The sequence below is a fragment of the Enterobacter sp. BNK-13 genome, assembly GCF_048685015.1.
In the GTDB taxonomy this organism is placed as follows: domain Bacteria; phylum Pseudomonadota; class Gammaproteobacteria; order Enterobacterales; family Enterobacteriaceae; genus Enterobacter; species Enterobacter quasiroggenkampii.
The window spans coordinates 4478461-4498867 of sequence record NZ_JBLQTP010000001.1 but is presented as its reverse complement, the minus strand read 5'-3'; the positions used below and the strand labels follow the sequence as shown (position 1 = coordinate 4498867).

Below are 20407 nucleotides of genomic sequence, written 5' to 3'. Positions count from 1 at the left end.
CGAATGCGGGTATTGATCGTTAAAACCTCTTCGATGGGTGATGTTCTGCATACGCTGCCGTCGCTGACGGACGCCATGCGGGCCATCCCCGGCATTCGTTTTGACTGGGTGGTGGAAGAAGGCTTCGCGCAGATCCCCACCTGGCATGAAACGGTTGACCGCGTGATCCCGGTGGCGATTCGCCGCTGGCGCAAAGCGTGGTTCTCCGCGCCGATTAAAGCCGAACGCAAAGCCTTCCGCGAGGCGGTGCGGGCACAGCATTACGACGCCATCATTGACGCGCAGGGGCTGGTCAAAAGCGCCGCGCTGGTAACGCGTCTGGCACACGGCGTAAAGCACGGGATGGACTGGCACAGCGCCCGAGAACCGCTGGCGAGCCTGTTTTATAACCGCCGCCACCACATCGCAAAGCAACAGCATGCGGTGGAACGTACCCGAGAGCTGTTTGCCAAAAGCCTGGGCTATGCGAAACCGGAAACCCAGGGCGATTATGCGATTTCCCGGCATTTCCTGCACACCTCATCGCAGGAAAGCGATCCTTATCTGATTTTCCTTCACGCGACAACCCGCGATGACAAGCACTGGCCGGAAGCGCACTGGCGCGAACTGATCGGCCTGCTGGCAAGCGCGGGGCTGCGTATCAAACTCCCGTGGGGCGCACCGCACGAAGAGGCACGGGCCAAACGACTGGCAGAAGGATTTGATTACGTGGACGTTCTGCCGCGCATGAAACTTGACGGCGTCGCTCAGGCGCTGGCAGGCGCTACGGCTGTAGTCTCCGTGGATACGGGCCTCAGCCACCTGACGGCGGCGCTGGACCGTCCTAACATCACGCTTTACGGCCCAACGGACCCGGGCCTGATCGGCGGCTATGGAAAAAATCAGTATATCTGCCGCCCGGAACACTCATCGCAGTTGAGCGATCTCAGCGCCGCTGCGGTATTTGCGCAATTAGAGCCTTTGCTGGCAGCAGAGAGAGCCTATGTCTGATTTTTTCTCAGTGGAGCGCCCGCCAAAGCGCGTGCTGATTATTAAGCTGCGTCACCACGGTGACGTTCTGCTTACCTCGCCGGTGTTTACCGTGCTGAAAAAGAACTGGCCGAACGTGGAAGTCGATGCGCTGGTTTATGACGATACCCAGGCGATGCTGACCAGCCATCCGCATATCGACCAGGTGCATACTATTGGGCGCAACTGGCGCAAGAAGGGCTGGTTTGAACAATTTCGCCTCTACCGCGCCCTGCTGAATACCCTGAAAGGCCGTCAGTATGACGTGCTGATTAATCTGACCGAACACTGGCACGGCGCGCGTCTGGCGCGTCGCCTGAAACCGCGCGTCTCCGTCGGCTTTAAGCCGGATAAACGCGGGGGCCTGGCACGTCGTCGCTGGGTGAAATCGTTCACCACGCTCTACCCGGCCATTCAGGACAACAGCCGCCATATGGTGGAAGTTAATCTGGATGCCCTGCGCCGAATCGGTATTCATCCGCAGTCCGACGAAGACAAGCATACGCTTTTTGTGCCTGGTGACGCGGCAGAAGCCTCTGTGGCCGAAAAACTGGCCGGGTTTGGGCTCACGAGTAAATCCTACATTCTGGTTCACCCGACCTCGCGCTGGATGTTTAAGGCCTGGGATATCAAAAAACTGGCTGCGACCATTGATAACCTGGCGGCGCGCGGCCTGCCGATCGTCCTCTCCGCCGCACCGTCAAAAGAAGAGAAGGCCTACATGGATGAGCTGCGCGCAGCCCTCACCCAGCCGGTCTTTGATTTAAGCGGTCAGCTGAACCTGAAAGAGCTGGGTGCGCTGATGAAGCACGCCCGGGTGTACTTTGGCGTGGATTCCATGCCGATGCACCTTGCAAGCGCCGTCGGTACGCCGACCGTTGCTATCTTTGGCCCTACCGGCGCCATCAAATGGGCGCCGTGGGGGGTAAATTATCGCGTAATCGTTGCCGGGTTTACCTGCCAGCCGTGCGGCAAAGCGGGCTGCGGAGACAGCGGTGTCTCAGACTGCATCACCGCCATCACCCCGCAGCAGGTGCTGAGCGCCATCGATACGATGCTCTTGGAAACGGAAACACCTGCATGAAGCTGGCCATTGTCCGACAGACCTACAACCCCAACGGTGGCGCAGAGCGTTTTGTCTCACGTGCGCTAAACGTGCTGGCGCAGGATACCTCCCTTGATGTCACGCTGATTGCTCGCCAGTGGGAGGATGCCGCAGGCTGGAAAACGTTGACGGTCAATCCGCCGTTTCGCAATCGCATCGCGCGTGAATCTGGTTTTGCCGTCGAAGCCGCCGCGCATTTTGCGCAGTTTGATATTGTGCAAAGCCACGAACGCATACCGGGTGCCACCATCTTCCGGGCGGGCGACGGTGTTCACGCCACCTGGCTTGAGCAATATGGTCGTATTCTGTCGCCACTGGCGCGTTGGGCGCAGTCTCTGAGCCGTTATCACCGCTACATTCTGCAGGCCGAGGCGCAGATGTTTACCCATCCGCAGCTGCGCAAGGTGATCTGTAATTCGAAGATGGTTCGCGATGATATCGCCCGTCGCTTCGGACTGTCGGAAGACAAGCTGACGGTGATCTACAACGGCGTAGACACCGTTCAGTTTAGTCCTGAGGTCCGCGCCCTTTCGCAGCGTGATGCACTGGGTATTCCCCTTAACGCACCGGTACTGGCGTATGTTGGGTCAGGCTTCAGCCGCAAAGGCGTCGCCACCGCGCTGCGCGCTATTGTGGCGCATCCTGACGTCTGGCTGCTGATTGCCGGCCGCGATAAACATGCGCGGAAGTTCGAAAAGCTGGCGCAGGCGCTGGGAATTTCCTCTCGAGTGACGTTCCTGGGCCCCGTAGCCAACGTGCGTGAAGTGTATGGCACGGCTGATGCCCTTATCCTGCCGACGCTCTACGATCCCTTCCCGAACGTCTGTGTGGAAGCCCTGGCCTGTGGTTTGCCACTGCTCACCAGCCACGGTTGTGGCGCGGCGGAGTGGATAACCGAGGGTCAAAACGGCTGGGTACGCGATGCGCTGGACAGCGAAGGTTACCAGCAGGCCATCTCGCTGTGGCTGAAAGGCCGTGAACAGGGTGTCGATTACGCCGCTGCCGCGCGTGCGACTGCGGAGCCTTTCACCCTGGACAGAATGGCCCGAGAGCTACAAACGCTTTATCGCGATTTGCTGCGCTGAGCGGCATCGGAGAAGACCTTCTCCATCGCGTCCAGCATACATTCGCGGGTAAAGTGCGTGCTCAGGTAGTCATACCCCTGTTGCGCGAGCGTCTCGCGAAGGGCTGAGTCGGCATAGAGTTTCATTATGGCATCGCGCAGTGCGTTTTCGTCGCGCTGGGCGACCAACAATCCCGTCTGCCCGTTAATCACCGCATCCCCCGTTCCACCGGCATCCGTCGCAATGGTGGCAATACGGGTGGCTAACGATTGCAGTACGCCCTGCGGCACACCTTCCATATCATGCGAAGGACTCAGCGCAATATCAAAGGCCGGAAACCAGCGTTCCGGATCGGGTTGATGTCCCGCCATGACCACGCGCTGCTGTAATCCCAGCGCGGCGATTTCCTGTTCCAGCGTCGCCTTGTGCGGGCCTTCGCCAACAATCGCCAGCTTGATGTGTGGATTGTCGATTTTCGCCAGGGCATGCAACAGTACGCTATGGCCTTTGTTCGGGCGCAAATGCGACACCACGCCCAGCCAGAAATCTTCCTCAGACAGGCCACAATGCGCGCGAGCTTCGTGCTTATCTCCCGGATGGAAACGCTGCGTATCGACACCGCTTGGCACCGACGTACTCTGAGACATCGGCACGCCAATATTTGCCACCTGATGGCGCAGCGCCTCCCCGGTAGTCACGATGTGCGCGCAGGCGGTGCGGAACAGCCAGCGTGTCGTCCAGTTGTTACGCGGAACGCCGGACGCATGACGGGTTCTCACCAGTGGTACGGGGTTGGAGAGCGTCAGATTCGCCAGCGCCACCAGCCAGGTATCGGCAGAGTTATGGCTATTGATGACGTCAATCGACTGACGGTTATCCTTCAGCCAGCGACGCAGCAGCTGCAGGTTTTTAAGGTTCTTACGCTTCAACGGCATCGTGACCACCGTCAGACCGGCACTGCGTGCCAGCGCGTGAAGCGGCGCAGTTTCCGGACAAAGGAGAGTCACCTGATGGCCACGCTGAATCATCCCAAGCGATTCGTTGATAATGCGCAGAGGCTGCCCGCCTTTGCCACCGTCTGCTTCAGTGTGAACAATGTGCATATATTTCCTGTCGTTTAGCTGAAACCGCTGTCCAGGCTGCCGATTATATACGTGGGTATTACGATAATGCACAGGCGGATTAATCTTGCTTACAAACATTGTCCTTCTGTAGTTATGGCTTATGTGGTAATTTTCTCAGGCTTTTATTCCACTCAAAATCAGTGGAATCTGCGTATGGCATTGTTAACTAACCGGTATTAACGCCGAGATCCTTTACCAGTACCAAAATTATGACAAATACTCGTAACATCCTGACAGGTCTTTTAGTACTGTCTGTACTGGCTTTATGTTTTATCTGGCCAATCCCAAACGATCAGCTACCTTTTCATCGTAATGGACTGATTTATCCTAATATTGTGGTGGCGCTCGGTCTTTTCTTTAGCTCCTCAGTGGCGAGAAAAGCGCTGGACTTAAACAAAATTAAGTTCGTGCTTATTGTGCTCTGGGCATTAACCTTCTTTATCCTGATTAACGGCTTTTTTGTCGCGCCAGATATTAAAGAAATGGTGTCGACCTGGGATGGTCAGTGGTTCCGTCCGGTATTGCTTTTCTGCGCGGGTCTGGTGTTATTACCGGTGATTCAGGAGCGCTTCCCCTCTTTATCGGCAGCCCGTTTCTTTACTCTCGTCGTCCTTTTTTTCTGGGGCGTCGTCTGTATCCACCTCCTTGATACCGTCTGGCTTTACTGGCGAGACGGCGTGATCCACTGGGGCGAAACGCGGATTGTTTATAACCGCACGCGCATGAGCTTCCAGGTCAATATGATCACCGGTTTCCTGATCGCTGAACTGCTTGCACGCGGCCTGCTTCATCAGCGTTTCTTACGCCTGAAGACACCGTTCCTCGCCTTTATGCTGCTGTGTAACCTTGTCTGCACGGCGTTAGTCGATACCCGCTGGGGAACGATCGGCCTGGTTGGTAGTCTGTTCTCCACCTTCATACTGCTCAGCCTGCACAGTATGCGTCGCAGCCGGGTAGTACTAACAGGCATTATTCTTGTGAGCATCATTATCGTTTCCGCGCTTCTGGGCTATGCTTCCTGGAAAACCGATCCGCGCTGGCAAAACCTGGAAGATGATGCAGTAACAGGCTGGAACGCGCCTTTCACCAGTTTTTGCTATAACAGAACCAACGGAACTGTACCGACTAACGATCTCGGTCGACCAATGGACCACTCCAACGGCTGTCGCGCGAGTTTCTTCCATCAGGGCTGGAAACTGGTGGGTGAACATCCTGCGGGAATGGGACCTCGCAAAGAGGCCTTCCGCTATGTGCTGCGTCGCGACACGCAGGACAATCGCATTGATATTCCGCACAGCCACTACGGCCTGATTGAGTTTGGTATCCAGAACGGGGTTGTGGGCATTGCAGGCTGGCTGATTCTGCTGGCAGGCTGCTGGTACATCGGCTGGCGCGAGTTCCGCCATGGCAATATGATGGCAGGCATGTTCCTGCTGCTGTTTACGGTTGGTTTCTTCTCCCGCACCATGGTTGACCACAATTTGAAAGATCACTACCTGGAACAATATATGCTGTTAACCGGGTTACTTGTGGGAATGTGCGCGTTACGACCCGCTAAACGGACAGAAACAACCTCCTGATCGCGTATATTGCGCCGATGATAACAGGCATCGGCGCAACGTTACCCATCAGAACTCTTTTGCCTGCCGGCTGTCGAAAAGCCATTGCACATTGCTGTATCGCTCGTTAGCCGCATCTCACCGCGTTAAATTACGGAGTAAGCATGTCTGGAACGCCTCAATTAAGCCTCGTTGTCGCCGTCTATAATGGCGAGAATTTCCTGAGCGCTTTTTTTGACAGCATAAAGAAACAGAATCTGCCCAGCCTGGAACTTGTTATCGTTAATGACGGCTCAACTGACGGCTCCGCAGATATCATCGCCCGCTACGCCAGTGAATTCAGTCATTTTAACGTCATCGACCAGCCTAATGGGGGTGTCTCTGCAGCCCGTAATACCGGTCTGGCCGTGGCTACGGGCGAGTACGTCGCGTTCCCGGATATTGATGACGTTATCTATCCCGGAATGTATCCGCGCCTGCTGGAGATTGCACTCGCCGGGCAGTTGGACGTCGCGACCTGCAACGGTACCTATATTTATGATGACGGACGCCCGTCGAAGAAGATTTTCCCTTCAGATAAACTTGCGTCAACCGGCGTGCTGGACGGCCCGACCTGGCTGCAGATGGCGCTCGAATCGCGCAAGTTCCTGCACGTAACATGGCTGAATATCTATCGACACGCCTTTATAAAAGAGCAGGGCTTCAGCTTTGAACATGGTCTGCGCCATCAGGACATCCCCTGGACTACGGAAGTGCTGCTCACCGCCAGACGCGTGCAATATATTGATGAGGTCTATTACGATTACCTGATCCATTCCGCTTCCGTTTCCCATACGCCAGGCACGGACGACACGCGCATGCGCTCTTCGCGCCATTACATGAAGATTCTGGAGATGTTGGACGCCATCAACAAACGCTATCCGGAACAGGTGAAACGCGTACCCGCCTGCCGCTGGCAAATCGCCAAAGAGGGTCTGGGGATCCTGCATAGCATTAACAACATTGACGATATGGCCAAAAAACGCGAGATCACCCGTGAGCTTTTCGATCGCGGTATCTGGACGCTGATTTGGCAAAATGCGCGCGGCTTCCGCCAACGGTGGCGTCTGGGACGTCGCTACTTCCGTCTTAAAAAACTCGTCAAATGAGTGGAAATATGAGCAAGCTTAAACTGCATGTTGTCTCCCGCCCTGAGTTTATCGCGACGAATTTTGCCGATTTTCAGGAACTGATTGATCAGAAAATCAATCCGGATGATATTCCGCATCGTTTTTACTGTGGGGGAAGAGGCGTCTGGACATTTCAGACGATGCTCAGCCTTAACTATTACTATAACGGTCAGATTGAATGTTCATGGGGCACTGAATGCCGCCCGGACGCAATTAATCTGATGCACAACGATCACTATGGTTCCCGCGTAAAACCCTGGGTCGGCGTGACCGTTGTTGCTCGTGCCGATCGTCCGCCGGTTATCGGCGCGGATTACGTCATCGAACAAAACCCTGAAGTTGCTAACATCCCAGGGCGTATCTTTATTCCTAACTGGCCACAGCCGGGCGTAAAACCCCGTGAGCGCACCGACGAGACAATCAAAACCGTCGCATTCTTCGGCCGTGTAGACAGTTTCCCGGACCAATACCGCGAAGGGAACTTTAAGCAACGCCTTGCCGAACAAGGTATCGAGCTACGCATCTCGTTCGATAACTGGACAAACTACCAGGACGTGGACGTGTGCATCAGCTTCCGCAAATCACACGATCATAAACTGGCGCGTAAGCCTGCCAGCAAGCTCATTAACAACTGGCTGGGGAAAACGGTGATGGTCTGCGATGACGAGCCGTCTTATCGCGCGATCCGCGAAAGCGAGCTGGACTACCTGATCGCCAAAAACCCTGATGAAGCCTTCGATGCCATCATGCGTCTTAAAAATTCCCCTGAACTGTATCGTCAGATGCGCGAACAGGGTGAAAAACGCCTACAGGTCTATTCCCGCGAAGCGGTCGCCGCACGCTGGTACGCCCTGTTTGAGGATATCTGGCGTAAAGGATTGCACAATCGTCCTACGGTAGTTCGCGCACTGCGCTTTGGTTTTGGTAAAGCCATTCGCCCGCTGACTAAAAAGTTCTGATCGGAATAGAGTCCTTCCATGTTCAAAACAACGACACACTCTTCGTTCACCCCACGCAGCAATCTGTTGCGCACCCTGGGGTTGACGCTGGCATTCTTGCTGCTGTTCTCGCTCTCAGAAATCATCATTCTGCTGAAAGATCATGTCTACCAGCCGAAATCCGGTGATATCTCGCTATATCTGATCATCTCCCTGCTTGCCGCGGCCAGTGCGCGTTTCTTCCTGACTCGCCTGCTGCTGGCCGTCACGTTTATCGTTCAGATATCGGAAGCGGTGTACTACCAGTTCTACGGTCAGTTCTATGGCCCGAGTGAAGTCTGGCTGGCGTTCGTGGAAACGAAAGATATTGCCAGTGGGATCACCGACAGCCTGGGTTCACTGGGCATCTACTTCGCCATCATGATTGTGGCGGTCGTGTTTGCGCTGGGCTTTGCGCGTCGTCTGGCGCCGCTTTGGCACAAATGGATTGCGCTTCCTTGCCTGCTTGCCATCGTCGTGATGTTTGTCGGCCAGTTCTACAAAGCGGTCGACGGGCAGATGTACAAGTTCAACCCGGACCTGCGTCACTCACTGCTGCGTAACGGCCTGTCTGCGATGAGCTTCAGCGCCATACGCCTGATCCCGGAAGCGATGTCAGGAGAAAACCAGAATCTGACCCATTACGATCCCTACCAGGTCAAACCTGTTAAGGATACGCGTGCGGGCAAATATTCGATTATTCTGGCGATAGGTGAAAGCCTTAACCCGCACCACGTCAGCGCCCTGGGCTACGAACGCGATACCACGCCCGAGCTGAAAGCGCTGCTCCAGCAGTATCAAGGTACGGGCCGTCTGATTGTCTCCAACGCCGTATCCACCCGCGTGGCCATCCCGATGCTGGTGAATAATCTGCGCGAACCGGATAACTACGGGGCCTATAAATCGAAATCCACCAATATCTTCGCCAACGCGAAGAAACAGGGTTATCAGACCGCCTTTATCTCCGCCCAGGGACTGGAAGGGCTGAGCAACTGGATTGGTATCCATGATATTGATCTGTGGGAAGATACCCAGATCCGCCCGGCACCGGATGTCGGCGCGGACGTTGTTCTGACGCCATCCGTTGAGAAAGCAACGCTGGACTGGAACAAACCGTTCCTGATGGTGCTTAACAGCCGTGCTCCACATATCCCGTACGAGCGTAATATCCCGCAGGGCTTCGCGAAGTTCTCTACACCGCGTCTGAGTGATGATGTGGCGCAGAAGAAAAATGAGTATGACGATGCAGTCCGCCTGTATGACAAAGAACTCGCGTCCGCGATTCGCACCGCGCTGGCAAAATCCAAACTGCCGGTGCTGGTGTTTATCACCTCCGATCACGGGGAACGCGTGGGCGATAACGGTCTGTTTGGCCACTCGGTTGTAGAAATGCCAATTGCTCAGGTACCGTTCCTCTACTTCAGCAACGATCCAGCTTATGCCATGAAGGAGATCAGCCCGCAGATGCCGCTCAACCATTATCAGGTGGCAACGCTGATCAACAAGATGCTGGGCTACGACGTCAGTAATCCAAATCAAAAAGATGACAGCTTCTTTATCACTGGCGGTGACATTCGCGGGCTTTCGGAGCGCGTAACCTACCATCTGAACGCCCTCCCCGAAGCGGAGCGCTAAACGGTGAGACAAGAAACGGGCAAGAAATTGCCCGTTTTTTTCAGGCGAATGAGCGTAACGCAGGCAAATGGGTGTCTTAAAACACCAAAGAGATAGCTTTAGACGGCTCAAATGCTTAGAATTTGCCCGCCGAAACTAAAAAAACGGATAATCGCTTGGAATTGTTGTATACCGCTCTGCTCTACATCATTCAGCCACTGGTGTGGCTGAGACTGTTGCTTCGTAGCCGTAAAGCGCCTGCGTATCGTAAACGCTGGGCTGAACGCTATGGCTTCTGCCGCAATAAAGTCGCGCCGGACGGTATTTTGCTGCATTCCGTTTCTGTCGGTGAAACGCTGGCGGCAATCCCGCTGGTTCGCGCCCTGCGTCACCGCTACCCGTCGCTGCCGATCACCGTCACGACGATGACGCCAACCGGCTCGGAGCGCGCGTTATCCGCTTTTGGCAAAGACGTTCATCACGTCTATCTCCCTTACGACCTGCCCTGCGCCATGAATCGTTTCCTGAATACCGTTCGCCCGAAGCTGGTGATTGTGATGGAAACCGAACTGTGGCCGAACATGATTTCCGCCCTGCATGCCCGTAAAATCCCGCTGGTGATTGCCAACGCGCGCCTGTCAGAGCGATCGGCGAAAGGTTACGGCAAGCTGGGTAAATTTATGCGCCGCTTGCTGAGCAAAATCACGCTGATCGCCGCGCAGAATGAAGAAGATGCGGCACGCTTTGTCTCTCTGGGCCTCAAACGCAACCAGCTTGCAGTGACGGGTAGCCTGAAATTTGATATTTCGGTTACCCCGGAACTCGCCGCCCGCGCGATCACGCTGCGTCGCCAGTGGGCCCCGCGTCGTCAGGTCTGGATTGCGACCAGTACCCATGACGGTGAAGAAGAGATTATCCTGCAGGCGCACCGCAAGCTGCTGGAAAGCTTCCCTGATTTACTGCTGATCCTCGTGCCCCGCCATCCGGAGCGTTTCAAAGATGCCCGTGAAATGGTGCAGAAAGGCGGTTTCAGCTTCACGCTGCGCAGCAGCGGGGAGATCCCGTCTGGCAGCACCCAGGTGGTGATTGGCGACACGATGGGCGAACTGATGCTGCTGTACGGCATTGCTGACCTCGCGTTTGTCGGCGGCAGCCTGGTGGAGCGCGGCGGTCATAACCCGCTCGAGCCGGCAGCCCACGCCATTCCGGTGCTGATGGGGCCACATACGTTTAACTTCAAAGATATCTGCGCGAAATTACAGCAGGCCGATGGTTTAATTACCGTGACCGATGCGGATTCGGTAGTCAAAGAGGTATCGACCCTTCTGACTGATGAAGATTATCGCCTGTGGTACGGGCGTCATGCCGTTGAAGTGCTGCATCAGAACCAGGGCGCCCTGACCCGTCTGCTGCAACTTCTGCAACCTTACCTGCCCCAGCGGAGCCACTGATGTCAACGCGTCTGTCGGTCGTGATGATCGCCAAAAACGCCGCCGGCCTGCTTCCGGACTGCCTGGCATCAGTTGCCTGGGCTGACGAGATAGTCATTCTTGACTCCGGAAGTACGGACAGCACGGTGGACGTTGCCCGGGCAGCGGGTGCAAAGGTGTTTACCGACGCTGACTGGCAAGGCTATGGCATCCAGCGCCAGCGCGCGCAGGGGTTTGCCACCGGTGATTATGTCCTGATGCTCGATACTGACGAACGTATTACGCCAGAACTTCAGCAGGCCATTCAGGCGGTGCTTTCCTCGCCTCAGCCTGGTGCTGTATACAGCATTGCCCGTCGTAACTATTTCCTTGGCCGATTTATGCGCCACAGCGGCTGGTATCCAGACCGCGTGACGCGCCTTTACGAGCGCGAGCGCTATCAGTACAACGACAATCTGGTGCATGAATCCCTGAGCTGCGACAACGCCCGGATCATCCCCCTGACGGGCGATTTGCTGCACCTGACCTGCCGGGATTTCGCGAGCTTCCAGCGTAAACAGCTCAACTATGCCACGGCTTGGGCGCAGGAGCGTCACCAGCGCGGCAAGAAGGCCTCACTGACCGGTATCTTCACCCACACGCTGGGCGCGTTCCTGAAAACGCTCCTGCTGCGTGGTGGCGTTCTGGACGGTAAGCAGGGCTGGTTACTCGCGGTAGTGAATGCCCAGTATACTTTCAACAAATACACCGAGCTGTGGGCGCTCTGCCGCGGCTACTCAGAGAAAACGTGAGCCATGAGCACAAAAGCGATTTATCCGGGTACCTTCGATCCGATCACCAACGGTCATCTTGATATCATCACCCGTGCGGCGTGCATGTTCGACAAGGTGATCCTGGCGATTGCCGCGAGCCCCAGCAAAAAGCCGATGTTTGACCTCCACGAGCGCGTGCAGCTTGCCACCGATGCCATTTCGCACCTGCCGAATGTTGAGGTGGTCGGGTTTAGCGACCTGATGGCTAACTTCGCCCGCGCCCAGCAGGCGAACATTCTGATCCGCGGCTTACGCGCGGTGGCAGACTTTGAGTATGAGATGCAGCTGGCGCACATGAACCGCCACCTGATGCCGGAGCTGGAGAGCGTGTTCCTGATGCCCTCCAAAGAGTGGTCATTTATCTCGTCCACGCTGGTAAAAGAGGTAGCGCGTCATCACGGGGACGTTACCCATTTCCTGCCGGTTAACGTCCACCAGGCGTTGATGGAAAAGCTAAAGTAGCCCTATTTCTGGCACTGACGGCAGTAGAACGTGGCGCGCTGGGCGTGCTTCGTGGCAATAATGGGCGTACCGCAGACTCTGCACGGTTCGCCTTTACGGCCATACACCTGCAGCTCCTGGGCAAAATAGCCCGGCTTGCCGTCACTTTGCAGGAAGTCCTTCAGCGTTGTTCCCCCCTGTTCAATCGAGCGCAGCAATACGGCTTTAATCACGCGGACCAGCAGCTCACACTCCTGCCCCGACAGCGAAGAGGCCAGCCGATCGGGATGGATCCCGGCGGCAAACAGCGATTCGCTGGCATAGATATTCCCCACGCCGACCACCAGCTTGTTATCCATCAGCCACGGCTTAATCGGGCTTTTCTTCTTCGCGCACTTCGCTTTCAGGTATTCCGCGTTAAACGCGTCTGAGAGCGGTTCCGGGCCCAGATGCGCGAGCACGTTATGCCCTTCCAGCTCTTTCGTCCACAGCCACGCGCCAAAGCGCCGTGGGTCGGTATAACGGAGCACTTTGCCGTTACTCATCACCAGATCGACGTGGTCGTGCTTTTCCGCCGGCAGTTCTTCGGTAAGAACGCGCAGGCTCCCGGACATCCCCAGGTGGATAATGATCCAGCCGTCAGGCAGTTCCAGCAGCAGGTATTTCGCGCGACGCTGCACGCTAAGGACGGGTTGATCGCTCAGGGCGTGGATCTCATCGGACACCGGCCAGCGCAGACGCCCGTTACGGACAACCGCGTGAAGAATCGTCGCTCCGACCAGATGGGGCTCAATGCCGCGACGGCTGGTTTCTACCTCGGGTAATTCAGGCATGGTTCCTCCGTTGAGATACAGAATGCAAAAAACCCCGCAGTTGCGGGGTTTTTCGATACAAGGAGACTAAAATTATTTGATTTTAGCTTCTTTGTACAGTACGTGCTGGCGTACAACTGGATCGAATTTTTTCAGTTCCAGTTTTTCCGGCTTAGTACGTTTGTTCTTCGTGGTGGTGTAGAAGTGACCTGTACCAGCAGAAGAAACCAGCTTGATTTTCTCGCGAATACCTTTAGCCATGATTTATTTCCTCTTTAAGTACTTAGTACTTTTCGCCACGGGCACGCAGTTCGGACAGAACTGTATCGATGCCTTTCTTATCGATTACACGCATACCTTTAGCAGATACGCGCAGGGTGACAAAACGCTTCTCGCTCTCAACCCAGAAACGGTGAGAGTGCAGGTTCGGCAGGAAACGGCGTTTAGTCGCGTTCAGTGCGTGGGAACGGTTGTTACCGGTCACCGGACGCTTGCCAGTAACTTGGCAGACTCGGGACATGTCTATTCTCCAAAAATCAAATTAGCTCGAGCTTCGTATGGGGTATCGGCGCCTCGTCAGGCTTTACAGCCCGGTCATCGCATAGTTCTAAGTGAACTCTCGATTGCCAGGCCCAAATGCCAAACCCGAGATTCTCAAAGGTGGCGTAGTATACGCTGACTCGGCGGTGTGCTCAAGTCCCGAACAGACAAAGATCCCGATGGATCGCGAGAAATAGCCTAAATCCAGCCATGTTCTGCAAAAGAAATGTACTCTCCGCGGCCAATTATCAGATGGTCCAGCACACGAATGTCCATGAATTGACAGCATTTGATAATGCGCTCGGTGATTTCTTTGTCCGCTCTGCTCGGTTCTGCACAGCCAGAGGGGTGATTATGCGCGAGGATCACGCCCGCTGCATTCACTTTTATCGCTTCCCGCACAATTTCACGCGGATGCACCTCAACGTGGCTTAACGTGCCGGCAAAGAGGCAGCTATGTTTCAGTACCCGGTTTCGGTTATCGACAAAGATCACCATAAAGATCTCGCGCTCGATATCGGTTAACTGGCTTTGCAGATATTCACGCGTCATCGCTGGCGTCAGGATCGGATCGTCCTTCTCCATGCGGACATTGTAAAAACGGCGGGCAAGTTCGGCAATGGCCCTCAACTGGGCATATTTCGCCACGCCGATCCCCTCAACATGCTTAAACTGCGCCAGCTCGGCGGTCAGTAAACCGTACAGCGAACCGAAACGTGCTATCAGCTCTTTTGCCAGCGTAAATACCGTTTTGCCGGGCGTTCCGGTACGTAAAAAGAGCGCCAGCAGTTCATCATCTTTTAACAGGGTGACGTCGTAGCGCAGCAGTTTTTCACGCGGCAGCAGCTGCTCATCCTCTTCTTCCATGCTCTTTCTCCCTTTTTAACCGCATGCTGCCACAGGCCCATCCGGCGCTCGACGGCCACGTTGCGTTCTTGCGTAGCGCCTCGCAAAGTGGTCGAAGGACAAAATCACCCCGTTTTGGGGATTGTGATAAAATGCCCGCTCTCTGGTGAAACCCAACAGGAAAGAATCATGATGAGCCTGGCCGGTAAAAAAATCGTTCTTGGCGTGAGCGGCGGTATTGCTGCCTACAAAGCGCCGGAGCTGGTGCGTCGTCTGCGCGAGCGCGGGGCAGATGTGCGGGTCGCGATAACCGAAGGCGGTAAAGCCTTTATCACTCCTCTGAGCCTGCAGGCCGTTTCAGGATACCCGGTATCTGACAGCCTGCTCGATCCGGCTGCCGAAGCCGCGATGGGCCATATTGAGCTTGGGAAATGGGCAGATCTGGTTATCCTCGCCCCCGCCACCGCGGATTTAATCGCTCGGGTGGCGGCCGGTATGGCAAACGATCTGGTTTCCACCATTTGTCTGGCTACGCCTGCCCCTGTTGCCGTCGTTCCGGCCATGAACCAGCAGATGTACCGTAATGCCGCCACTCAGCACAATCTTGAGACGCTGGCCTCACGCGGCCTGCTTATCTGGGGTCCGGACAGCGGCAGCCAGGCCTGCGGCGATGTTGGCCCGGGCCGCATGCTCGATCCGCTAACGATTGTTGATATGGCCGCAGCCCACTTCTCGCCTGTCAACGATCTGCAACATCTCAACATCATGATTACCGCGGGCCCCACGCGCGAGCCGCTGGATCCGGTGCGCTACATCACCAACCATAGCTCCGGCAAAATGGGCTTTGCGATTGCCGCCGCCGCCGCGAAGCGTGGCGCGAACGTCACGCTGGTGAGCGGCCCGGTCTCTCTGCCTACCCCTGCGTTTGTGAAGCGAATTGACGTTACCACCGCGCTGGAGATGGAAGCCGCCGTGCAGGCACATGCGCAAAACCAGCAGATTTTTATCGGCTGTGCGGCCGTTGCAGACTATCGCGCCGAGACGATCGCCGAGGCTAAAATTAAAAAGCAAGGCGATGAATTAACAATAAAAATGGTGAAAAATCCGGACATTGTTGCCGGTGTCGCCGCACTAAAAAGCCACCGTCCATACGTTGTTGGGTTTGCCGCAGAAACGAATAATGTGGAAGAATATGCCCGGCAAAAACGTACCCGCAAAAACCTCGATTTGATTTGCGCGAACGACGTATCGCTGGCCACACAAGGATTTAACAGCGACAGCAACGCACTGCACCTTTTCTGGCAGGATGGAGATAAAGTCTTACCGCTTGAGCGCAAGGAACTCCTGGGCCAACATTTACTCGACGAGATCGTTACCCGTTATGATGAAAAAAATCGACGTTAAGATTCTGGACCCGCGTGTTGGCGAGCAATTTCCGCTGCCAACCTATGCCACCTCCGGCTCTGCCGGTCTTGACCTGCGCGCCTGTCTCGATGACGCCGTAGAACTGGCTCCGGGTGCCACGACCCTGGTTCCGACTGGCCTGGCGATTCACATCGCTGACCCGTCGCTGGCGGCGGTGATCCTGCCGCGTTCTGGCCTGGGTCATAAGCACGGCGTTGTGCTGGGTAACCTGGTGGGACTGATCGACTCCGACTACCAGGGCCAACTGATGGTCTCCGTCTGGAACCGTGGTCAGGACAGCTTCACCATTGAACCGGGCGAGCGTATCGCACAGATGGTCTTTGTACCGGTGGTACAGGCAGAATTTAACCTGGTGGCAGACTTTGATGCCACCGACCGTGGCGAAGGCGGCTTCGGCCATTCCGGGCGCAAATAACTGCCCGACAGACACGTATCCCACAGCGTCATAATGCAATAACAAACCGCAAACGTCCGTTTGCGGTCGCTGTGTGGATGCCAGCCTGGCAAGTGCTTATTTTCAGGGGTATTTTGTAACATGGCAGAAAAACAAACCGCGAAAAGGAATCGTCGCGAAGAAATACTTCAATCTCTGGCTCTGATGCTTGAATCCAGCGATGGCAGTCAACGCATCACCACCGCTAAACTGGCCGCCTCCGTAGGCGTGTCTGAGGCGGCGCTGTACCGTCATTTTCCGAGCAAGACCCGGATGTTCGACAGCCTGATCGAGTTTATTGAAGACAGCCTGATCACACGCATCAACCTGATTCTGAAAGACGAAAAAGACACCACCGCGCGTCTGCGTCTGATTGTGCTGTTAATCCTGGGTTTTGGTGAACGCAATCCGGGCTTAACCCGTATCCTGACCGGCCACGCGCTGATGTTTGAACAAGACAGACTGCAGGGCCGCATTAACCAACTTTTCGAACGCATTGAAGCGCAGCTGCGCCAGGTGCTGCGCGAGAAGAAAATGCGTGAAGGTGAAGGATACAGCATTGATGAAACGCTGCTGGCGAGCCAGATTCTGGCGTTTTGTGAAGGGATGCTCTCCCGCTTTGTGCGTAGCGAGTTCAAATACCGCCCAACGGACGATTTTGACGCCCGCTGGCCGTTAGTCGCAGCACAATTACAGTAACGCCATCGCCGGATGGCGGCTTCGCCTTATCCGGCCTGCGAACGGGTAGGCCCGGTAAGCGTAGCGCCACCGGGCAATGCAATTAAACCCCAAACGCTTCGCGATACGCTTTTACCGCTGCCAGATGGTCCGCCATCTCAGGCTTCTCTTCCAGATACGCAATCAGCTCTTTCAGGGTGATAATCGACGTCACTTTGCAGTTGTAGTCGCGCTCCACTTCCTGAATGGCGGAGATTTCTCCACGACCACGCTCCTGACGATCCAGCGAAATCAACACACCAGCCAGCGTTGCACCGTTGGCCTGGATAATCTCCATTGATTCGCGGATCGCCGTGCCTGCGGTGATCACGTCGTCGACCAGCATGACGCGGCCCTGCAGCGCGCTGCCGACCAGATTCCCGCCTTCACCGTGGGTTTTAGCCTCTTTGCGGTTAAAGCAGTACGGCACGTCGCGGTCATGGTGTTCCGCCAGCGCCACCGCGGTAGTGGTCGCAATCGGAATGCCTTTATAGGCCGGGCCAAACAGCAGGTCAAAATCAATCCCGGAATCTACCAGCGCTTCGGCATAGAAACGGCCTAACAATGCCAGATCGCGCCCGGTATTAAACAGCCCGGCGTTGAAGAAATAGGGACTTTTACGCCCGGATTTCAGCGTAAATTCGCCAAACTTAAGTACCTGCTTGTTAAGCGCAAACTCAATAAACTGGCGCTGATACGATTTCATGGATTTGCTCCTTTGGTTTTCTGTCTTACAGGCAAAAAAAAGGCGACTCATTGGTCGCCTTTAAAATCAATTTTCTAACGCCGCTTTCTGCGTCGTGACAATGGATTCGATTCCCCCTCGGGCCAACGCCAGCAGGGAGAGAAGTTCTTCGTGAGTGAACGGCTCGCCTTCTGCCGTGCCCTGCACCTCAATGATGCGACCATCTTCGGTCATCACCACGTTCATGTCTGTCTCTGCCGCGGAATCTTCAACGTATTCCAGATCGCAAAGCGCTTCACCGTTAACGATGCCTACGGAGACCGCCGCAACCATGCCTTTCATTGGGTTGGTTTTCAGCTTACCGGCTGCAACCAGCTTGTTCAGGGCATCGGCCAGCGCTACACAGGCGCCGGTAATCGATGCCGTACGCGTGCCGCCATCGGCCTGAATCACGTCGCAGTCCAGAGTAATCGTGAATTCGCCGAGGGTTTTCAGGTCAACGGCGGCGCGCAGCGCACGCGCGATCAGACGCTGAATCTCCATGGTACGACCGCCCTGCTTACCCTTCGCCGCTTCACGGGCATTACGGGTATGGGTCGCGCGCGGCAGCATGCCGTACTCGGCGGTGATCCAGCCCTGACCCTGACCTTTCAGGAAGCGCGGAACGCCTTCTTCGATGGAGGCGGTGCACAGCACTTTGGTGTCACCAAACTCAACCAGCACGGAGCCTTCAGCGTGTTTTGTATAGTTACGGGTCAGGGTGACGGGACGCACCTGATTGGCGCTACGACCTGATGGACGCATGATGGATTCTCCGGCTTGAAACGAATGTGGCTGCGCATTATACGGATAAAGGACGCTTATTCCTATCCTGAGAAGCCCCCGAAAGCTATAATCCCCCCATCTCTCCTTTAAAAACGGGAATGTCTATGATCCGCAGTATGACCGCCTACGCCCGGCGTGAAATCAAGGGTAGCTGGGGTAGCGCCACATGGGAAATGCGCTCGGTAAACCAGCGTTACCTGGAAACGTATTTCCGTATGCCGGAGCAGTTCCGCAGCCTTGAGCCTGTTGTACGCGAGCGTATCCGTACGCGCCTGACGCGCGGTAAAGTGGAATGTAACCTGCGCTTTGAGCCTGATGCCAGCGCACAGGGCGAGCTGATCCTCAACGAAAAACTGGCGAAACAGCTCGTCAATGCGGCGAACTGGGTCAAAATGCAGAGCGATGAAGGCGAAATCAACCCGGTTGATATTCTGCGCTGGCCTGGCGTCATGGCCGCCGGTGAGCAGGATCTGGACGCCATTGCCGCTGAAATTCTGGCCGCTCTCGACGGCACGCTGGATGACTTTATCGTTGCCCGCGAAACCGAAGGTCAGGCGCTGAAAGCGATGATTGAGCAGCGCCTTGAAGGCGTCAGCGCTGAAGTGGCTAAGGTTCGCACCCATATGCCGGAAGTGCTGCAGTGGCAGCGCGAGCGCCTTGTCGCCAAACTGGAAGAAGCAGAAGTTCAGCTGGAAAACACCCGTCTGGAACAAGAGCTGGTGCTGATGGCGCAACGTATCGATGTCGCTGAAGAGCTGGACCGTCTGGAAGCGCACGTTAAAGAGACCTACAACATTCTGAAGAAGAAGGAAGCGGTGGGCCGCCGTCTGGACTTTATGATGCAGGAGTTCAACCGTGAGTCGAACACCCTGGCGTCTAAGTCTATCAATGCAGAAGTCACTAACTCCGCGATTGAGTTGAAAGTGCTGATTGAGCAAATGCGCGAGCAGATCCAGAATATTGAGTAATGTCTTTCCGGGTGGTGTCGACGGCGCCACCCATTATTATTTCTAATCCATCCCAGCACCTGATTTTGCGTTTCACCGCCGTTCATCAAGCTCATTCAACTTAACTTGATAAAAATATATAGGGCAAACCCCGTCGCCTTAGAAAAACTCAATCGTGATCTTGCGCACAAATCGCTAACCTCCCCGCATTCACACCGGAGGGTATATGCTGCTTCACATTCTTTATCTCATTGGCATCACCGCAGAAGCCATGACCGGCGCACTTGCCGCCGGACGTCGCCGTATGGACACCTTCGGCGTGATCATTATTGCTACAGCGACCGCGCTGGGCGGCGGTTCGGTACGAGATATCCTGCTGGGACATTATCCGCTCGGCTGGGTAAAAAACCCTGAATACATTGTTATTGTCGCGATTGCCGCCGTGTTGACCACCATCGTGGCGCCCGTTATGCCCCATCTTCGCCGTCTTTTTTTAGTCCTTGACGCTTTGGGTCTGGTGGTTTTCTCCATTATCGGGGCGCAAATCGCGCTGGATATGGGCGAAAGCCCGGTCATAGCCACTATCGCCGCGGTCGTAACAGGTGTATTTGGCGGCGTACTGCGCGATATGTTCTGTAAGCGCATTCCACTGGTTTTCCAGAAAGAGCTTTACGCTGGAATATCCTTTGCCTCTGCCGTTCTGTATATTGCTTTACAACATTATGTTTCGAGCCATGATGTTGTGGTCATTGCCACGTTATTATTTGGTTTTACGGCTCGCTTGCTGGCGCTGCGCTTAAAACTGGGATTGCCCGTTTTTCATTACACGCAGGACACCCATTGAATTCTCAACAAAACCACAACAAAGTAGTAA

22 protein-coding genes are annotated in these 20407 nt (G+C 55.4%); 15 read left to right on the top strand and 7 right to left on the bottom strand.

What is annotated here, in order from left to right; genetic code table 11:
* The first annotated feature begins 3 nt into the window (after positions 1-3).
* Genes rfaC through ACMGGQ_RS21725 form a run of 3 tightly spaced genes read left to right on the top strand, consistent with a single transcriptional unit; the run spans position 4 to position 3198 of the window.
* Entirely contained in the window at positions 4-990 is a 987-nt protein-coding gene (gene rfaC / locus ACMGGQ_RS21735; RefSeq protein WP_420290499.1) for a lipopolysaccharide heptosyltransferase RfaC, read from the top strand.
* A complete protein-coding gene (gene rfaQ / locus ACMGGQ_RS21730; RefSeq protein WP_420290498.1) occupies positions 983-2092 on the top strand; it encodes a putative lipopolysaccharide heptosyltransferase III in 1110 nt (369 codons plus the stop codon). The genes rfaC and rfaQ overlap by 8 nt, the downstream gene beginning before the upstream one ends.
* The gene (locus ACMGGQ_RS21725; protein WP_420290497.1) at positions 2089-3198 is read left to right on the top strand and encodes a glycosyltransferase family 4 protein; all 1110 of its coding nucleotides are present in this window, start codon (positions 2089-2091) and stop codon (positions 3196-3198) included. The genes rfaQ and ACMGGQ_RS21725 overlap by 4 nt, the downstream gene beginning before the upstream one ends.
* Here the strand turns inward: ACMGGQ_RS21725 and ACMGGQ_RS21720 are convergent.
* Complete coding sequence (locus tag ACMGGQ_RS21720; RefSeq protein ID WP_196346917.1) at positions 3177-4280, bottom strand: glycosyltransferase family 4 protein; 1104 nt, start codon at positions 4278-4280, stop codon at positions 3177-3179. The two genes, ACMGGQ_RS21725 and ACMGGQ_RS21720, sit on opposite strands and share 22 nt — an antisense overlap.
* A 230-nt stretch (positions 4281-4510) precedes the next feature.
* Between ACMGGQ_RS21720 and ACMGGQ_RS21715 the strand changes: the two genes are divergently transcribed.
* The 7 genes from ACMGGQ_RS21715 (at position 4511) to coaD (ending at position 12324) form a co-directional block, all read left to right on the top strand.
* The gene (locus ACMGGQ_RS21715; RefSeq protein ID WP_229226546.1) at positions 4511-5881 is read left to right on the top strand and encodes an O-antigen ligase family protein; all 1371 of its coding nucleotides are present in this window, start codon (positions 4511-4513) and stop codon (positions 5879-5881) included.
* A 143-nt stretch (positions 5882-6024) separates the two neighbouring features.
* A complete protein-coding gene (locus ACMGGQ_RS21710) occupies positions 6025-7008 on the top strand; it encodes a glycosyltransferase (protein WP_045907911.1) in 984 nt (327 codons plus the stop codon).
* 8 nt (positions 7009-7016) lie between these two features.
* Complete coding sequence (locus ACMGGQ_RS21705; protein ID WP_420290496.1) at positions 7017-7988, top strand: glycosyltransferase family 1 protein; 972 nt, start codon at positions 7017-7019, stop codon at positions 7986-7988.
* 18 nt (positions 7989-8006) lie between these two features.
* Entirely contained in the window at positions 8007-9641 is a 1635-nt protein-coding gene (locus ACMGGQ_RS21700) for a sulfatase-like hydrolase/transferase (RefSeq protein ID WP_069720516.1), read from the top strand.
* Between the two features lie 155 nt (positions 9642-9796).
* A complete protein-coding gene (gene waaA / locus ACMGGQ_RS21695) occupies positions 9797-11071 on the top strand; it encodes a lipid IV(A) 3-deoxy-D-manno-octulosonic acid transferase (protein WP_024906625.1) in 1275 nt (424 codons plus the stop codon).
* Positions 11071-11841 (top strand): glycosyltransferase family 2 protein, encoded by a 771-nt coding sequence (locus ACMGGQ_RS21690; protein WP_262790105.1) that lies wholly within the window; start codon positions 11071-11073, stop codon positions 11839-11841. Before waaA ends, ACMGGQ_RS21690 begins: the two co-directional genes overlap by 1 nt.
* 3 nt (positions 11842-11844) lie before the next feature.
* Positions 11845-12324, top strand: coding sequence for a pantetheine-phosphate adenylyltransferase (coaD, locus tag ACMGGQ_RS21685; RefSeq protein WP_008502695.1), 480 nt, complete (start codon positions 11845-11847; stop codon positions 12322-12324).
* A 2-nt stretch (positions 12325-12326) separates the two neighbouring features.
* Here the strand turns inward: coaD and mutM are convergent, their stop codons facing one another.
* From mutM to radC, 4 genes are all read right to left on the bottom strand, one after another.
* Positions 12327-13136 (bottom strand): bifunctional DNA-formamidopyrimidine glycosylase/DNA-(apurinic or apyrimidinic site) lyase, encoded by an 810-nt coding sequence (gene mutM / locus ACMGGQ_RS21680; RefSeq protein WP_223539825.1) that lies wholly within the window; start codon positions 13134-13136, stop codon positions 12327-12329.
* A 72-nt stretch (positions 13137-13208) separates the two neighbouring features.
* Positions 13209-13376: a 50S ribosomal protein L33 gene (gene rpmG / locus ACMGGQ_RS21675; protein WP_003024094.1), complete on the bottom strand. Its 168-nt coding sequence runs from the start codon at positions 13374-13376 to the stop codon at positions 13209-13211.
* Positions 13377-13398: 22 nt separating this feature from the next.
* Entirely contained in the window at positions 13399-13635 is a 237-nt protein-coding gene (gene rpmB / locus ACMGGQ_RS21670; protein WP_002436699.1) for a 50S ribosomal protein L28, read from the bottom strand.
* Positions 13636-13853: 218 nt separating this feature from the next.
* Positions 13854-14522 carry a RadC family protein gene (gene radC / locus ACMGGQ_RS21665; RefSeq protein WP_032675724.1) on the bottom strand — a complete coding sequence of 223 codons (669 nt, stop codon included), beginning with the start codon at positions 14520-14522 and terminating at the stop codon, positions 13854-13856.
* A gap of 171 nt (positions 14523-14693) precedes the next feature.
* Between radC and coaBC the strand changes: the two genes are divergently transcribed.
* From coaBC to slmA, 3 genes are all read left to right on the top strand, one after another.
* Complete coding sequence (gene coaBC, locus ACMGGQ_RS21660) at positions 14694-15905, top strand: bifunctional phosphopantothenoylcysteine decarboxylase/phosphopantothenate--cysteine ligase CoaBC (protein ID WP_111967689.1); 1212 nt, start codon at positions 14694-14696, stop codon at positions 15903-15905.
* Entirely contained in the window at positions 15883-16341 is a 459-nt protein-coding gene (gene dut / locus ACMGGQ_RS21655; RefSeq protein ID WP_008502691.1) for a dUTP diphosphatase, read from the top strand. The genes coaBC and dut overlap by 23 nt, the downstream gene beginning before the upstream one ends.
* Before the next feature lie 120 nt (positions 16342-16461).
* Positions 16462-17058 carry a nucleoid occlusion factor SlmA gene (gene slmA / locus ACMGGQ_RS21650; RefSeq protein WP_008502690.1) on the top strand — a complete coding sequence of 199 codons (597 nt, stop codon included), beginning with the start codon at positions 16462-16464 and terminating at the stop codon, positions 17056-17058.
* Positions 17059-17140: 82 nt separating this feature from the next.
* Here the strand turns inward: slmA and pyrE are convergent, their stop codons facing one another.
* Both pyrE and rph read right to left on the bottom strand, forming a co-directional pair.
* A complete protein-coding gene (pyrE, locus tag ACMGGQ_RS21645) occupies positions 17141-17782 on the bottom strand; it encodes an orotate phosphoribosyltransferase (protein ID WP_048028136.1) in 642 nt (213 codons plus the stop codon).
* 66 nt (positions 17783-17848) lie between these two features.
* Positions 17849-18565 (bottom strand): ribonuclease PH, encoded by a 717-nt coding sequence (gene rph / locus ACMGGQ_RS21640; protein ID WP_006812424.1) that lies wholly within the window; start codon positions 18563-18565, stop codon positions 17849-17851.
* 125 nt (positions 18566-18690) lie between these two features.
* On the opposite strand from rph, the gene ACMGGQ_RS21635 reads away from it, so the two are divergent.
* Positions 18691-19554, top strand: a complete 864-nt coding sequence (locus ACMGGQ_RS21635) for a YicC/YloC family endoribonuclease (protein WP_008502687.1) — start codon at positions 18691-18693, stop codon at positions 19552-19554.
* Positions 19555-19759: 205 nt separating this feature from the next.
* The gene (locus ACMGGQ_RS21630) at positions 19760-20377 is read left to right on the top strand and encodes a trimeric intracellular cation channel family protein (RefSeq protein ID WP_045907917.1); all 618 of its coding nucleotides are present in this window, start codon (positions 19760-19762) and stop codon (positions 20375-20377) included.
* The last annotated feature ends 30 nt before the right edge of the window (positions 20378-20407 follow it).

Excerpts from the sequence above, each read along its gene's own strand:
- rfaC (WP_420290499.1), top strand. The coding sequence starts at position 4 with ATGCGGGTATTGATCGTTAAAACCTCTTCGATGGGTGATGTTCTGCAT.
- rfaQ (WP_420290498.1), top strand. The coding sequence starts at position 983 with ATGTCTGATTTTTTCTCAGTGGAGCGCCCGCCAAAGCGCGTGCTGATT.
- ACMGGQ_RS21725 (WP_420290497.1), top strand. The coding sequence starts at position 2,089 with ATGAAGCTGGCCATTGTCCGACAGACCTACAACCCCAACGGTGGCGCA.
- ACMGGQ_RS21720 (WP_196346917.1), bottom strand. The coding sequence starts at position 4,280 with ATGCACATTGTTCACACTGAAGCAGACGGTGGCAAAGGCGGGCAGCCT.
- ACMGGQ_RS21715 (WP_229226546.1), top strand. The coding sequence starts at position 4,511 with ATGACAAATACTCGTAACATCCTGACAGGTCTTTTAGTACTGTCTGTA.
- ACMGGQ_RS21710 (WP_045907911.1), top strand. The coding sequence starts at position 6,025 with ATGTCTGGAACGCCTCAATTAAGCCTCGTTGTCGCCGTCTATAATGGC.
- ACMGGQ_RS21705 (WP_420290496.1), top strand. The coding sequence starts at position 7,017 with ATGAGCAAGCTTAAACTGCATGTTGTCTCCCGCCCTGAGTTTATCGCG.
- ACMGGQ_RS21700 (WP_069720516.1), top strand. The coding sequence starts at position 8,007 with ATGTTCAAAACAACGACACACTCTTCGTTCACCCCACGCAGCAATCTG.
- ACMGGQ_RS21690 (WP_262790105.1), top strand. The coding sequence starts at position 11,071 with ATGTCAACGCGTCTGTCGGTCGTGATGATCGCCAAAAACGCCGCCGGC.
- coaD (WP_008502695.1), top strand. The coding sequence starts at position 11,845 with ATGAGCACAAAAGCGATTTATCCGGGTACCTTCGATCCGATCACCAAC.
- mutM (WP_223539825.1), bottom strand. The coding sequence starts at position 13,136 with ATGCCTGAATTACCCGAGGTAGAAACCAGCCGTCGCGGCATTGAGCCC.
- rpmG (WP_003024094.1), bottom strand. The coding sequence starts at position 13,376 with ATGGCTAAAGGTATTCGCGAGAAAATCAAGCTGGTTTCTTCTGCTGGT.
- rpmB (WP_002436699.1), bottom strand. The coding sequence starts at position 13,635 with ATGTCCCGAGTCTGCCAAGTTACTGGCAAGCGTCCGGTGACCGGTAAC.
- radC (WP_032675724.1), bottom strand. The coding sequence starts at position 14,522 with ATGGAAGAAGAGGATGAGCAGCTGCTGCCGCGTGAAAAACTGCTGCGC.
- coaBC (WP_111967689.1), top strand. The coding sequence starts at position 14,694 with ATGAGCCTGGCCGGTAAAAAAATCGTTCTTGGCGTGAGCGGCGGTATT.
- dut (WP_008502691.1), top strand. The coding sequence starts at position 15,883 with ATGATGAAAAAAATCGACGTTAAGATTCTGGACCCGCGTGTTGGCGAG.
- slmA (WP_008502690.1), top strand. The coding sequence starts at position 16,462 with ATGGCAGAAAAACAAACCGCGAAAAGGAATCGTCGCGAAGAAATACTT.
- pyrE (WP_048028136.1), bottom strand. The coding sequence starts at position 17,782 with ATGAAATCGTATCAGCGCCAGTTTATTGAGTTTGCGCTTAACAAGCAG.
- rph (WP_006812424.1), bottom strand. The coding sequence starts at position 18,565 with ATGCGTCCATCAGGTCGTAGCGCCAATCAGGTGCGTCCCGTCACCCTG.
- ACMGGQ_RS21635 (WP_008502687.1), top strand. The coding sequence starts at position 18,691 with ATGATCCGCAGTATGACCGCCTACGCCCGGCGTGAAATCAAGGGTAGC.
- ACMGGQ_RS21630 (WP_045907917.1), top strand. The coding sequence starts at position 19,760 with ATGCTGCTTCACATTCTTTATCTCATTGGCATCACCGCAGAAGCCATG.